The sequence below is a fragment of the Aliamphritea hakodatensis genome (genome assembly GCF_024347195.1).
GTDB classification, from domain to species: Bacteria; Pseudomonadota; Gammaproteobacteria; order Pseudomonadales; family Balneatricaceae; genus Amphritea; species Amphritea hakodatensis.
On the sequence record NZ_AP025281.1, the window covers coordinates 2,846,152 to 2,860,815 of the forward strand.

14 protein-coding genes are annotated in these 14,664 nt (G+C 53.7%); 9 read left to right on the forward strand and 5 right to left on the reverse strand.

Going from position 1 to position 14,664, the window contains the following annotated elements; translation table 11 throughout:
- Positions 1–22 precede the first annotated feature (22 nt).
- The 7 genes from astA (PCI15_RS13150) to PCI15_RS13180 all read left to right on the forward strand — a co-directional run bounded on the left by astA (PCI15_RS13150) (position 23) and on the right by PCI15_RS13180 (position 8,479).
- Positions 23–1,051: an arginine N-succinyltransferase gene (gene astA, locus PCI15_RS13150; RefSeq protein WP_271270413.1), complete on the forward strand. Its 1,029-nt coding sequence runs from the start codon at positions 23–25 to the stop codon at positions 1,049–1,051.
- Between the two features lies 1 nt (position 1,052).
- Positions 1,053–2,522: a succinylglutamate-semialdehyde dehydrogenase gene (gene astD / locus PCI15_RS13155; RefSeq protein WP_271270414.1), complete on the forward strand. Its 1,470-nt coding sequence runs from the start codon at positions 1,053–1,055 to the stop codon at positions 2,520–2,522.
- Between the two features lie 135 nt (positions 2,523–2,657).
- A complete protein-coding gene (astB, locus tag PCI15_RS13160; RefSeq protein WP_271270415.1) occupies positions 2,658–4,010 on the forward strand; it encodes an N-succinylarginine dihydrolase in 1,353 nt (450 codons plus the stop codon).
- Positions 4,011–4,080: 70 nt separating this feature from the next.
- Complete coding sequence (locus PCI15_RS13165) at positions 4,081–4,965, forward strand: PhzF family protein (protein WP_271270416.1); 885 nt, start codon at positions 4,081–4,083, stop codon at positions 4,963–4,965.
- A gap of 149 nt (positions 4,966–5,114) precedes the next feature.
- Positions 5,115–6,602, forward strand: coding sequence for an SPM autocatalytic domain-containing protein (locus tag PCI15_RS13170; RefSeq protein WP_271270417.1), 1,488 nt, complete (start codon positions 5,115–5,117; stop codon positions 6,600–6,602).
- 173 nt (positions 6,603–6,775) lie between these two features.
- Complete coding sequence (locus PCI15_RS13175) at positions 6,776–7,735, forward strand: helix-turn-helix transcriptional regulator (protein WP_271270418.1); 960 nt, start codon at positions 6,776–6,778, stop codon at positions 7,733–7,735.
- Positions 7,736–7,846: 111 nt separating this feature from the next.
- The gene (locus PCI15_RS13180) at positions 7,847–8,479 is read left to right on the forward strand and encodes a cytochrome P460 family protein (protein WP_271270419.1); all 633 of its coding nucleotides are present in this window, start codon (positions 7,847–7,849) and stop codon (positions 8,477–8,479) included.
- Position 8,480: 1 nt separating this feature from the next.
- On the opposite strand, the gene PCI15_RS13185 is transcribed toward PCI15_RS13180, so the two are convergent.
- Positions 8,481–8,900, reverse strand: coding sequence for a GNAT family N-acetyltransferase (locus PCI15_RS13185; RefSeq protein ID WP_271270420.1), 420 nt, complete (start codon positions 8,898–8,900; stop codon positions 8,481–8,483).
- A complete protein-coding gene (locus tag PCI15_RS13190) occupies positions 8,900–9,382 on the reverse strand; it encodes an Lrp/AsnC family transcriptional regulator (protein WP_205656593.1) in 483 nt (160 codons plus the stop codon). Before PCI15_RS13190 ends, PCI15_RS13185 begins: the two co-directional genes overlap by 1 nt.
- Positions 9,383–9,709: 327 nt before the next feature.
- Between PCI15_RS13190 and astA (PCI15_RS13195) the strand changes: the two genes are divergently transcribed.
- A complete protein-coding gene (astA, locus tag PCI15_RS13195; protein WP_271270421.1) occupies positions 9,710–10,762 on the forward strand; it encodes an arginine N-succinyltransferase in 1,053 nt (350 codons plus the stop codon).
- A 59-nt stretch (positions 10,763–10,821) separates the two neighbouring features.
- On the opposite strand, the gene PCI15_RS13200 is transcribed toward astA (PCI15_RS13195), so the two are convergent.
- From PCI15_RS13200 to PCI15_RS13210, 3 genes are all read right to left on the reverse strand, one after another.
- Positions 10,822–11,652, reverse strand: coding sequence for a hypothetical protein (locus tag PCI15_RS13200; protein WP_271270422.1), 831 nt, complete (start codon positions 11,650–11,652; stop codon positions 10,822–10,824).
- A 122-nt stretch (positions 11,653–11,774) separates the two neighbouring features.
- A complete protein-coding gene (locus PCI15_RS13205; protein ID WP_271270423.1) occupies positions 11,775–12,566 on the reverse strand; it encodes a DUF1338 domain-containing protein in 792 nt (263 codons plus the stop codon).
- A 146-nt stretch (positions 12,567–12,712) separates the two neighbouring features.
- Positions 12,713–13,132 (reverse strand): Lrp/AsnC family transcriptional regulator, encoded by a 420-nt coding sequence (locus PCI15_RS13210; protein ID WP_271270424.1) that lies wholly within the window; start codon positions 13,130–13,132, stop codon positions 12,713–12,715.
- A gap of 250 nt (positions 13,133–13,382) precedes the next feature.
- On the opposite strand from PCI15_RS13210, the gene lysA reads away from it, so the two are divergent.
- Positions 13,383–14,654, forward strand: coding sequence for a diaminopimelate decarboxylase (lysA, locus tag PCI15_RS13215; RefSeq protein WP_271270425.1), 1,272 nt, complete (start codon positions 13,383–13,385; stop codon positions 14,652–14,654).
- The last annotated feature ends 10 nt before the right edge of the window (positions 14,655–14,664 follow it).

Consider the following 14,664-nt stretch of genomic DNA (forward strand, 5'->3'; position numbering starts at 1 on the left):
TTGATTATAGAGGCTTTTTAATATGATGATTGTGCGCCCAATACGGGCTGAAGATCACCAGGCCCTGCGCGAACTGGCCCGCAAAACCGGTCCGGGATTCACCTCCCTGCAAGATAACGACGCTCAGGTAAAAGCCAAACTGGATGACGCCCTGCGTGCCTATGACAGCAACACACCGCCTCAGGACGCCCTCTACCTCTTTGTAATGGAAGATACAGAATCCGGTGAAGTGGTCGGCATCTGTGGCATTGAAGCAGCCGTCGGCCTGACTGATCCATGGTACAACTATCGCGTAGGCACCCTGATTCATGCTTCCCGGGAACTGAAGGTCTATAACACCATCAACACCCTGACCATTACCAATGACCACACCGGCTACTCTGAACTGTGTACCCTGTTCCTGGCACCGGAAGCCCGTCACAGCCGTCAGGGATCGTTACTGTCCAAATCCCGTTTTATGTTCATGGCCGAATTCCCGCACCTGTTCAACGACCATGTGATTGCGGAAATGCGCGGTTACTCCGATGAAAACGGCGTCTCACCTTTCTGGGAAGGTCTGGGACGTCACTTCTTCTCGCTGGACTTTTCCGAGGCTGACCAGTTGTCCTCCATGGACAAGGTATTCATTGCCGAACTGATGCCGAAGAACACCATTTACACCAACCTTTTGCCGGAAGCCGCCCAAAAGGCGATCGGCCAGACCCACGAAGCCACCACCCCGGCCCGCAAACTGCTGGAAAAAGAAGGCATGCGCTACACCGGCTATGTGGACATTTTCGACGGCGGCCCGACGCTGGAAGCCCAGACTAACGATATCCGTGCCATTCAGGAAAGCCAGTACGTCAAGGTACAGATATCCGCACGCGCCCCTGAAGGGGAACTTTATCTGGTCAGCACCACGGACTTTACAGAATTCCGCTGCTGCATGACCGCCCTTACCCCGGTGGGTAAGCACGTCGCCGCCCTGCCACAGGAGGTCGCCGACGCCCTACAGATTAATGACGGAAGCACAGTACGGGTTGTACCGCTTTCATCCGCACGGAGGTTTTAACATGACTGCATCTTTATACATCAACGGCCAGTGGCTGAACGGCGAAGGCCCGGTATTTTCTTCACTGAATCCATTTAACGGCGACGCTGTGTGGACATCTGCCGCCGCCAGCCCTGCACAGGTCAACGCGGCAGTAGAGGCCGCCCGTTCAGTGGCCCAGAACTGGGCAGAAGTGAGCTTCAGCGACCGCTGCGCCATCGCGCGTCAGTACGGCGAACAGCTGGCTGAAAACAAGCAACTGATCGCGGAAACCATTGCCTCAGAAACCGGCAAGCCACTGTGGGAAACCCTGACAGAAGCGGCTGCCATGGCTGGCAAGATCGAAATTTCCATCCGCGCTTACGAAGAACGTACCGGCGAGAAAAGCAGTGACATGGCCGGTGCTCAGGCGGTGCTGCGCCACAAGCCCCACGGTGTGGTGGCTGTATTCGGTCCGTATAACTTCCCGGGCCACCTGCCTAACGGCCATATCGTACCGGCGCTGCTGGCGGGCAACACTGTCATCCTGAAGCCCAGCGAGCTGACCCCTAAAGTCGCCGAGCTGATGATTCAGCTGTGGGACAAAACCGACCTGCCAGCCGGTGTCCTGAACCTGACCCAGGGTGAAAAAGACACCGGCATTGCGCTGGCATCCCACGCCGGTCTGGACGGTCTGTTCTTCACCGGCAGCTCCCGTACCGGACACCTGTTACATGAACAGTTCGCCGGCCATCCGGGCAAGATTCTGGCGCTGGAAATGGGCGGTAACAACCCACTTATTGTAGGTGACATCAGCGACGTTAAAGCGGCCGTTCACGAAACCATTCAGTCTGCCTACATCACTTCTGGTCAGCGTTGCACCTGTGCCCGCCGTCTGTTCGTACCAAACGGTAGCACCGGTGATCAGTTCATTGCTGAACTGAGCAAAGCCGTCAGCCAGATTAAAGTTGGCGGCCAGTTTGAAGAACCGGCACCGTTTATGGGCAGCCTGATTTCTGAAGCGGCAGCCGACGGCATTATCGCCGCGCAGGAAAACCTGCTGTCACTGGGTGCCAGTGCACTGGTTGCAGCAGCTAAACTGCAGGCCGGCACCGGTCTGGTCAGTCCCGGGCTACTGGACGTGACCGCCATCGAACAGCTGCCGGACGAAGAATACTTCGGCCCGCTGCTGCAGGTCGTTCGCTACGAAGATTTCGACGCGGCAATCCAGGCGGCCAATAACACCAGCTACGGCCTGTCTGCCGGCTTATTCAGCGACAGTGAAGACCAGTTCAACACCTTCTATAAGAAGATCCGCGCCGGCATCGTTAACTGGAACAAGCAGATTACCGGTGCCAGCAGTGCTGCACCGTTCGGCGGCGTCGGCGCCAGCGGTAACCACCGTGCCAGCGCCTACTATGCGGCGGACTACTGCTCATACCCGGTCGCCGGTATCGAAGCAGACAGTCTGGCCATGCCTGCCGCACTGTCACCGGGCCTGACACTGGACTGACAGTAACACAGCACAGCCGGCTTTCCGGCTGTGCATGTCGCATCAGGCAGTGCAGACAGCCACTGCCCGGTGCTACCCTGTTAGCCAGACAGGTTCTGACCAACCCCTTTAACGTTCTACATTCAGGTACCTTCGATGACAGCACGCGAAGCTAATTTTGACGGCCTGGTCGGCCCGACTCACAACTACGCCGGCCTCTCTTTCGGCAACGTTGCCTCTGAACAGCATCAGGCTGCAGCGTCTAATCCGAAGCTGGCAGCCAAACAGGGCCTGCAGAAAATGAAAGCCCTGCACGATATGGGCTTTGTACAGGGTATACTGGCCCCTCAGGAACGCCCGGACATTGCCACCCTGCGCCGGCTGGGTTTCACCGGTTCTGATGCCAGCGTACTGGCCAGTGCCGCTGAGCAGGCGCCCCGCATTCTGGCGGCCTGCTGCTCAGCGTCCAGCATGTGGACCGCCAACGCCGCGACCGTATCCCCAAGCGCAGATACTGCGGACGGCAAAGTACACTTCACCCCGGCCAACCTGACCAACAAGTTTCACCGCTCGATTGAACACAGCGTTACCGGCCGTATCCTGCAGGCAACTTTTGCCGACAGTCAGCACTTCCAGCATCACCATGCACTGCCCGGGGTCGAGCACTTTGGCGATGAAGGTGCTGCCAACCATACCCGTTTCTGCCATGACTATGGCCAGCAAGGCATCGAGTTTTTCGTCTTCGGCCGCTACGGCTTTGATATGAGCAAACCGGCACCGCAAAAATACCCGGCCCGGCAAACTCTGGAAGCCAGCCAGGCGATTGCCCGTAAGCACGGTCTGAGCGACAGCCATGTGGTTTATGCCCAGCAGAACCCGGCGATTATCGATCAGGGCGTCTTTCATAATGACGTCATCGCGGTGGGCAACGGCAAACTGCTTTTCTGTCACCAGGAAGCATTTCTCAATCAGGCTGAGGTTAACGCTCAGCTGACGACCGCTATGAACGGCGACTTCGAAATCATCGAAGTCCCTTCCGACAAGGTATCCGTGCAGGATGCAGTGCAAAGCTATCTGTTCAACAGCCAGCTGCTAAGTAAGCCAGACGGCAGCACCCTGCTGGTCATCCCGGAAGAATGTGAGAAAAATCCGGCAGTCTGGAACTACCTGCAGGAACTGATCAGCAGCGATGCCAGCATCAGTGAACTGAAAGTCTTCGACCTGAAGCAAAGCATGAGCAACGGCGGCGGCCCTGCCTGCCTGCGTTTGCGGGTTGCCATGAATGACGCCGAACTGGCGGCGTTCAACCAGCATACCCGCATGAGCGACAGCCTGTTCACTACACTGAACACCTGGGTAGACAAACACTACCGTGATCAGTTGCGCGAAAAAGATCTGGCAGACCCGCAGTTACTGACAGAATCCCGTACCGCACTGGATGAACTGACACAGATTTTACAACTGGGCTCTGTGTATCCGTTCCAGCGTGAAGGCCGCTGCCACGGCTGACCTGCACATCAGTACAAAACGCCGGTATACTGCCGGCGTTTTTCGTTTTACTGCAGGATGACTGACCAAGATGACCATCAAACGCATTCAGGTATATACAGTTAACGCCTTCACCTATCAGGATAAAGGCGGAAATCCCGCTGGCGTTGTACCGGATGCAGACGGCCTCACTACCCGGCAGATGCAGAACATTGCCCGGCAAATGGGCTATCCGGAAACAGCCTTTGTCTGCCCCCCTGAACAAGCTTCAGCCGCCGATCTCAAAGTGCGTTTTTTTACTCCGACCGCAGAAGTGGATTTTTGCGGCCATGCAACACTGGCAACCTTCAGCCTGCTGTGGCAACAACAGATCCTCACCGCCGGAGACTATATTCAGGACACCGGCGCGGGTCTTCTGCAAGTCAGCATGAGTGAAACCGGCCAGGTATCTATGGATCAGCAACGCCCTGAATTCCTGCAAACCTTCGATCCGGCAGTGATCGCCCCTCTGCTTAACCTGCCCGCAACTGAACTCAGCACCGGCTTACCTATACAGGCGGTCTCAACCGGTCTGGCGGATATTCTCCTACCCTTGCCGGTAAATACCCTGAACCGGCTAACCCCGGATCAGACAGCGCTCAGTCAGTTCTGCCAGCAGCATAACCTGATTGGCCTGCATGCCTTTGAGATACAGCCAGCAGGCGCCGCATTTACCGCAGAATGCCGCAACTTTGCGCCCCTGTTCGGCATCCCCGAAGAAGCAGCCACCGGCAGCAGCAACGGTGCACTGGCCTGCTATCTGCAAGCCCACCACTCTCCGCAACAAACCGAATACAATTTCCTGCAAGGCTGTGCGCTCGCTCAGAATTCGCAGATTAACAGCACACTGCAGATTCATCAGGGACGCATCAACCGGGTACAGGTTTCCGGTACTGCACAATTAACCAGCCAGCAATACTTGTCAGTGACTGCCTGATTCAGCACGCATCAGGGATATTTTTTTCGCTCCTGTCACTCAGCTTTTGTTCAGCTTCGCCGATAACCTGATTATTCACTCATATCTGGCTCATATATTGATTCTGTGTCTGTTGTTATCACTGCCAGCATTATCATAGGACGATTATCGTGAAAATCTCATCATCTGAGGTCGCCTTCAGGACCCTCCATAACCGGGAAGACAGCCACCATTACGAAAAGATGACCAGCGCCTCTTCAGCCCAGAGCCGTGGCGGCCTCGGCACAGGTACCGGCCTTAGCCTGACGGAAACGGTGACTGACCTTTCTTATCAGGCAAAAATGCGCCACCGGGACAGTAACTCCCTTTCCAGCCAGTCGGTTATCACTCAGAACGGGCAAAGCCGGACGCTGGAAAATACCCGGAATATTGAAACCCTTACCCGAACAACACTGGGGCTCGATGCCCAGTCGGTGCGCTTTAATATTCAATTGCCGGTCCCGACCCAGAGTCTTAACCTTCAGCAGGCTCAGGTGTATCAGAATGTCTCTCAGTTAAATCAGGCACAGGCCGAACTCACCGCCATCAGTGCGGCGGCTGCCACCAACGCCCGGGTAGATATCACCGAACAGCATTTCTATAAAGAGGAAGAAAAGCTGCAGGTAAACACCCAGGGCACCGTGACCACCGCAGACGGCCGGCAAATTAACTTTGCCATGGAACTGGAAATGGAGCGCAGCTTTGAACTCGAAGAAAGCATGCAGATTCGCCATAGTGAACGGGAAGTCATGGACCCGCTGATGATTAATCTGGGCGGCGCCGGTGCGGCACTCACCAGCACCAGCTTCAGTTTTGATCTGGATGCCGACGGCAGCGAAGAGAACATCTCATTCGCCACCGGGGGCAGCGGATTTCTGGCGCTGGACATCAACAACGACAACGTCATCAACGATGGCAGCGAACTGTTCGGTACCCAGGGAACCGACGGCTTTGCCCACCTTGCCCGGTATGATGACGACGGCAATAAATGGATCGATGAGTCTGATGAGATCTTCGACAAACTGAAAATATGGAGCCGGGACGAAGCCGGTAATGATCAGCTGATCAGCCTGAAACAGGCCGGCGTCGGTGCCATATATCTCGGCTCCGGCAGCGGTAACTTTGACCTGACCGACAGCAGCAACCAACTGCTGGGACAGGTTAAAAGCAGCGGTATGTTTCTGATGGAAGATGGCCAGGCAGGCAGCATTCAGGAAGTGGATCTGGCCATCCATCCCGACGCACCACCGCCACCGGAGATCCCGGAGCAAGCTGGCCAGCCTGCCGCCATAACCGACGTTACCAATACAGGGGACACGCCCCGGTTCGCCAGCATTTTTGACCTGATGATGCCGGAAAACAATCAGCCCCGTGTTACCCGCCGTACTGAAACCAGCACGGTGACCGACGGGGAAAAGCTGACGGTCAAAACCGATAACAGTGAAGACGCCCCCAAAGAAGCCAAAAAAGTCCATTCTGGCGAACTGGGTGAAAACATACTGGAATCCCTCAACCGGCTGATTGAACTGTCCCACCTGAAGGACGAAAAGGAATATGATGCCAACCAGCAGCTGAAAGATATTATTCAGAACCTGCGTAAACATCACCAGGCGAACTGACCTTCCCCCATTACGTTCAGCCCGGCAGGCGCGCTTTTCTGCGCCTGCCATCCCCTCCATCCCAGAATTCACAGCCCCGGTGGCTCTAAAGCCTCAATTCTGTTGGCTCACGAACAAATCCTCAGGCAGGTTTATTATCCCGTACATAATAACAACTGTATCGGGAGCCAGATATGACTACATCCCGCCGACCGAAAGTACCCGCCAGCCTGCTGCAAAAATGGCAACACGTTATCGACCTGCTGGCCCGGCTCAGCAATACCCCTGCGGTACTGATTACCCAGGTCAGACAGGATGACATCAGCTTGCTCCTTCGGAGCAGCAATGCCGAAAACCCGTTCCGCCCCAGAGGTTTCAATAAACGTTGCAGTGACATGTACTGTGACCGGGTCGTGAAAGGCCAGAGTGCCCTACTGGTAGAAGATGCGCACCGGACCCGGGACTGGAAAAACGCCCCTGACGTCGAGAACGGTATGAGCTTCTATCTGGGTTATCCGCTTAACTGGCCGGACGCAGAACCCTTCGGCACCATTTGTGTGATGGACTACCAGGCCGATAACCGGGCACTGGATTACCGCCATCTGATGGAAGAATTCCAGTCACTGATTAATCATGACCTGAAACTGCTGCAGGAATTACAGACCCACCGGCAACAGCAGTCCCGGCTCGAACAGCATCTGGAGTCCCTGAATACGGAGATAAACAACCGCGCAACTGATCTGGACGAAATCAACACCGCCCTGCGGGTGCTGTTACGCCAACGGGAAAGTGACCGGCAGGTGCTGGAACAGGAAACCTGTGCCGAACTCAGTCAGCACATCTCGCCCCTGCTGGAACAACTGGCCAGCGACCCCCTCAGTGAGGCACAACAGGAATGTCTGCAACTGATCCGCCAGCAACTGCTGCCCGCCGATAACACACCGCTGCAGAACCTGCGTCTGCTCAGCCCTGCTGAACACAACGTTGTCAGTTATATTCAGGCAGGAAAATCCAGTAAAGAGATTGCTGCGCTTTTACACATCAGCAAAAAAACCGTTGATTACCACCGCCAGAACATCCGTAAAAAACTCGGCCTGAACAGCGCGTCCGTCAGCCTGAAAAGTTACCTGACCCCGTACTTTCCCCGCACTTAACTGGTATTTAATTCCGGCAATCCGCTATTTATGCTGAAGATGTGCTTTCGGCCTGCTCCGGTAAGCCGCTGCAAAAGCACGCCTTACAGACATTTGCCCGGAATAAAAATAATGAAAAAATGCATAATTACACACACCGGATTTACCGGTAAACTGCTTCGTTCCACTGCAGTCGGCCTGCTCAGTGCCGGACTCATGAGCAGCTCAGCATTGGCAGAAGACCTGCCACCGCCAGCTAAATTCAACGCCGATAACCGGCTGGAATTACCGCTGGATTACCGGGAATGGATTCAGGTCGGTGCCAACGTATCACCCAACGAACTTAACAACGGTAAGGCACCGTTCAACGAAATGCGCACCATCTATATGGATCGGGGGGCGTTTAAACACTGGAAAGAAACCGGTGAATTCCGTACCGGCACCATGATACTCAAAGAAGTCATGAGCATTACCCGCTATCAGGGGATGACCGGCTCCGGCTACGGTGCCGGTGAAGTGGTCGCCGTGGCAGGCATGCTGAAAGACCCGGTCAAGTTTGCCAATGAACCGGGGCAGTGGGGCTTCTACCGTTTCCCGAAACTGGAAAACAGCGAGCTCTTCCAGAAAACCAGTGAACAGTTTCCAACCGGAAAATGCTCCGGTTGCCACACCGCCGGCGCGCAGGATGATATGGTATTCACTCAGCACTACCCGGTATTAACCGATGCCAAAGGTACCGGCCGGGTCGCGGTACCGGTCGAGTAACTTAACGGTGCCTGCGGGCTGACCAGTCGTAATACATCCCTTCACTGCGGGGTCTGGTCAGCCTGAATCCATACTTTTCATACAGCGCCGGCACGTCCCCCATCAGGGTAATGTAAGATTCCCTGGGTGCATTAGTCTCTAACCATGCCATCAGCGCATCCATAATCACGCGGCCCAGCCCCTGCCCCTGACAGGCCGGATCAACCGCCACATCCACAATATCGAAGTTCAGTGCACCGTCACCGATAATCCGCCCCATACCGACCGCTTTACCGCAATCAACAATGCAGACGCCATAGAGACTGGCGGCCAGCCCGCGGGCAACAACCTCTGCCGGCCGGGGACTCAGCCCGGTTATCGCCCTCAGACGTATAAAATCCTCAGCACTCACGGTTTGTTCAACTAATACTGGCTGTATCATCAGTTATACCCCTCCCATAGCTCATTCAGCGGATAACCACTGAACTCTTTCGGTGTATGCAGAACCACATGGCTGCTGATGTTTACCTCACCGGGCAGCACATCCAGCAACTGATCATTGATGGCGTTATAGCGCAGCATATCCGGTGCGACAATGCGCATAAACAGATCGAAGCTGCCGCTGACCACATGGCATTCAACAACTTCCGGAATGGCCTGAGCGGCTTCCTGAAAGCAACGGAACGCCTCAGTGCTCTGATCTTTCAGGCTGACGGTTGCCACCACTGTTACACTGCGAAACAGTTTTGCCAGATTCACAATCCCCAGATACGGGCCGATCAGCTCAGCCTCCTGTAACTTCCGCACCCGGTTCAGGCAGGAACTTGGCGACAGCCCCACCCGGTCCGCCAGTTCCTGGTTGGTAATCCGTGCTTCACCCTGCAGCACCGAAAGAATATTTCGGTCAATACGATCTAACTGCATTTTAACTCTCTTTTCTGCTTTATTTTTATATCGACAAACATCAGCTTTTAACTGTGCATCAGCGCTAAGCCCCAGTATATATAGGTATATCTTCAGGATATACGCCAGAAGGCTGGTAATTTTCTGAAAACCGACTAGGCGAAATATTATTTCGACTTACCTTAAAATCATGAATATTCTGTCTGACAGACGGGTAAATTACACAGCTCATTCGGCCACATACCCTTTAAAATAGACTCAATATAAAAGATTACTGCAGCCAGCCCACACTATATTCTGCACATATTCACGCAGACCCGGCTGGCCCATTATAAGAAGGTAAAGTCTATGCTGATTATCCGTCCCTGCCAGCCAGGCGATCTGAATGACCTGATGCACATTTCAGCCGTTGTCGGTCGCGGTATGACGTCAATGCCAGCCGATGAAGCTGCCTGGGAAAGCAAAATTGCCGCCTCACAGAAGGCCTTTGCCGGTAACGCAGATGCCAGTAGCACCTATTTCATGGTGCTGGAAGATAACCTGACCGGACAAGTGGTCGGCACGACCGCCATCTACACCGGCATTGGCCTGTCGCAACCCTTCTATTCCTATAAGGTTTCAACACTGGTCAGCAGCAGCCAGCAACTGGATATGATCCGCCAGGCTAAAGTGCTGAGCATGGTGAACGACTACACCGGCGCGACTGAAATCGGCTCGCTGTTCCTGCTCCCTGAATACCGTAAACCCGGTGTAGGTAAATTCCTTTCCCGGGCACGTTTCCTGTTAATGGCAGACTTCCCTCACCTGTTCGCCGATACCGTTATGGCAGAACTGCGGGGCTGGCAGGATGAAAACGGCAATTCACCGTTGTGGCAGCATCTGGGCCATAAGTTCTTTGCCATGGATTTTCAGGAAGCGGTCCGCACGGCAGCGCTGGAAGGTTCGCAGTTCATTTCTGACATGATGCCCAAGTACCCGATCTACATTGACCTGCTGCCGGAAGCCGCACGGGACGTTATCGGTAAACCCCACGACAGCTCAGCGCCGGCCCTGAACATGCTGAAGAAAGAAGGTTTTCAGTTTACCGGATACGTTGACCTGTTTGACGGTGGCCCGAGCGTGCAGATCACACGGGATGAAATTCATACTGTTCAGGAGAGCCGTACTGCAGAAATAACCACCGTACAGTGCGCGAACGGCAGCCAGCAACAGGAATACATAATCAGTAACGGTGATCTGGCCAACTACCGTCTGGCACTGGCCCCGGCCAGCATCAGTAGCAAGGGACAGTTACAACTGGCAGCGACAGAACTGGATGCCCTTCAACTGAAAGGACGGGCTCAGGTACGCTACGTTGAAACTCGCAAAGCCCGACCGGAAAGCAACGCCCAGGTCGCGTAAACAGTTCTGTTAAACAGAACACAGACACCCGAAATGCCGGCGCTTATACCGGCATTTTTTTATTTCTGATCCTGTTGCTCTGAAGAAACCCTTTTCTCCATTTTCTGCAAAATACCCGGCACCAGCGTTTCGGAAAAGCCGGCCACCACCAGCACCAGCATGACCTGCCAGTAGCTGTCAAAACCGGTCAGCGCCACCACCGCACCGGATTTCAGCACAATGAACGCAATGGCTGCCGCCACAAAGGATAACAGCAGGCGCTCCGCCCCCAGAAATACGTATTTACGCTTCTGGCTGTACTCATAAAAATTCAGTCTGGAAGCATTCTTCAGGACACTCATGAAACCGCCCAGGGCAGCCGCCAGTAATGACGTAAAAATTACCCACCATTCATTCTCCGGGCTGCGCTGCTCCATCAGTTGCAGGCACAGCAGAAATAAGACCGGCACGGTCACAAAATGCGGCAACAGATAGTAAAACCGGTTCTTAGTTGCTTTGGCGTATTCTTCTTCAATAATGTGAATCAGATGTTTAAAAGTCTGCTCTGCTGAGGATTTATCCAGCGCCTCATCCTTTAAACAGTCTTCCACGGTTTTGGCGATGCGGTACTTCATCGCGTTCAGGTTTGGCGACCGGGCCAGCAACCCCTTGGCATTAAAATAAAAATGCCGGATGTAGCTGTAACGTTTGTCGATCTCCTGACTGCGCGGGTCTTCAGAAACATAGACCCGCAGACTGTTATTAATATCCGCATCGTCTATCTGATACACCATAAACAGCGGGCGCTTCACAAATACATGACTGATCTGATTACCGTAGGCATCTTCACCGGATTCACAGGCTTTCTGTATGTCTTTCGCGAACTCTGTATTCCCTTCACACACGGACATCTCAGCCCTCCTTTATACAGCATCACTTTTTCACTACGGCAAAGCATAAACCAGAAAGCATCAGGAATAAAAAAATCCGACCGATCAGAGACCGGCCGGATTCCAGAAAAAGCGTCAGTGAATCAGTTAGTTGATTCGAAAATCTTATCCGCGTTTGCTTCCACAAATCCCTGATAAACAACCCCCTGAGCATCAGGATAGCGCTTGGCAAACTCATAGAAACAGGTTGGAATTTCCTGCTGCGCACCGCAACCGAATTCATATACCTGGCGGTCTGCCATAGTGGAACCCTGCTCCAGCAGATTAGCCGGCGTGCCTTTTACCTCGCCACCAACAGTATTCACCGCGAAGCCGGCATCTTTTACCCGCTGCAGAACGTCAGCAATGCTGTCAGTGCTGCTCAGATGATTAATGCTTACCGTAAAGTGATTAACCCGTACACCGACGGCCAGCAGCCAGGCACCGTACTCACTTTCAGCCATGACAGTCTGATAATCTTCCAGCGTTGGCATATCCCAGTGACGGGCTGAATAAAATACTGCCGGGGTCAAATTCTGCGGCTCTATCTGCGCAGTATAACGGGCAATAATTGCCTGTGTTTCTTCGCTCAGCAGTTCCGTCAGCAACTCAGAACAGAAAATCTTTGGCTGCTTCGGATCAGGATGAATAAAGCTGTGCGCCCGCAGTTTCTTTGCTTTGAACTCATAGCTGTCCTGACGCTCGTAACCCATACTCAGGATCACCGGCTCCAGATTATCCAGTTGCAACGGCGTACCGGCAAATGTCCGGAAGGCAACATGATCATTAATGACTTCGCCATCAGTAGCAACAAACAGTTCCTGAATGCTTTTTGCCTGTGGGGTGATTTGAATATAGTCCTGCCAGAGGTTAGAAAAGAACTGCTCGACCTGCATAAAAACTCCGCTCGTTAGTGCCGTATCACGGGCGTCAACCGCCCTTCTTATGCCCTTAGTGTGGTAGCTGTCGCAGGCTTTATCAACCAAAAAAACTTACCTGCAAGAGCAATTAAAACTTACCCTGATCTGAAAGCTGACCTTGTTTATATCAATTGCTCAAATGCTGTCGAGGTGACGATTTTTTCCAGATCCGGGAGTTCCGACAACTGCTGCCGGATACGGGTCAGCCGTTCCATGGATGCAGCCTCCACAAACAGCAGCACATCAGTGGAGCCACTCAGAGCATGGGCCTGGGTGATTTCAGGAATCCCGGCAAACTGCTGTTTCACCGCCTGCAGGTCGAAAGGCCTGAAGGTCAGTTCAAAATACGCAGACACTTTGTTTGCCTGCAGATCCCCCCCCAGTTCAATGGTATAACCGCGGATAACGCCACGGTCTTCAAGCTTACGGATACGGTCATTCACCGCGGTACGGGACAAACCGACCTCATTGCCGATGGCCGCCACAGACTGACGGGCATTTTGCTTCAGCAGGCCTATGATTCCCTGATCAAACTTATCCATAACACTCTCTTTACTCTGTTGTGTATTTACCCGGCTTTCTTTTACAAGCTTTCTTTTACAGGCCTTCTTTTACAAGCCTTCTTTTACAGGCTGAGCCTGCTGAGTTTACCTCAGGGTTAAAGCGGTTCGCGCAGACATTTTCACTGAAATACCGGCATTCTGACACCCTAACAGGTGATTCTGACAGCAGCCATGCAACCGCCACTTGCGTAAGCTGGCCCTTATTCGATGATCTGAACCGGAGCCAACCGTGACCACACTTCTGAATGAACAACTGAACTACCGCGATAACCAGTTGCAGCTTGAGTCCTGCAATCTTTCATCCGTTGCTCAGCAGGTGCCGACACCTTTTTACGGCTATTCCAAAGCCAGAATCCTGCAAAACACAGCGCGCTGTCAGGCGGCTTTTGCAGCCCATAATATTGATATTCACTACGCGATGAAAGCCAACAGCAACCTGCATATTTTACGCCTGATCGGCAGCCAGGGCCTCGGTGTTGATACCGTTTCCGCCGGCGAAATACAGCGGGCCATCGCAGCAGGCATTCCAGCAGAGCAAATTATCTTTTCCGGCGTTGGCAAATCGGCGGCAGAAATACGTCTGGCCCTCAACACCGGTATCGGCCAGTTCAATGTGGAATCAGCAGAAGAACTCGCGCTGCTTGGCACTCTGGCCCAGGCACACACACAACCGGTAAAGGTTGCCCTGCGGGTGAATCCTGATGTAGCTGTCAATACCCACCGGCACATTACAACCGGCACCCGGGGCAACAAGTTCGGTATGCCGCCGGAACAAGCTTTGCAGCTGTTCCGTGACTATGCAGATCACAGCTGCCTGAACCTCTGCGGACTGGCCATGCACATTGGCTCACAGATCTGTGACGCAGCCCCTTACGGTCAGGCTGTTTCCAGACTGTTAGCCCTGACCAAAACACTTGAGGCAGAAGATATTCATATCCTCTGTCTGGATCTGGGCGGGGGGTTTGGCATTGATTATGGCAACGGCAGGAGCCTGTCTTTCAGTGAAGTCGCGGCAGTTATTGCCGACACTATTAACACAGAAGTCCCTGAATATGACGGTAAAGTGGTCGTTGAACCCGGCCGTTCACTGATCGCCGATGCGGGACTGCTGGTAACAAGGGTGAACTTTGTGAAAGAGGCTGAACCCCGTCCGTTTCTGATTCTGGATGCGGCCATGAACGACCTGATGCGCCCGGCACTTTATCAGGCGGAACATCCGCTGCTGCCCGTCAGACACACCGACGACGGCGGTTTCAGACAATTGGATGTAGTTGGCCCGGTGTGCGAAAGCACCGATACCTTTGCCCGGGATTATCCGGTACCCAACGATGTGCAGGCAGACGACCTGATGGCCTTTCTCTGCGCCGGTGCCTACTGTTCCGTCATGAGCAACAGTTACAACAGCCGGGATATAGCTGCTGAAGTACTGATAGATCAGGATACTTTTCAAGTCATCAGGCGGCCTGTCAGCCAGGATGACCTGATGGCATTTGAGGATTAAAGCAAGCCTC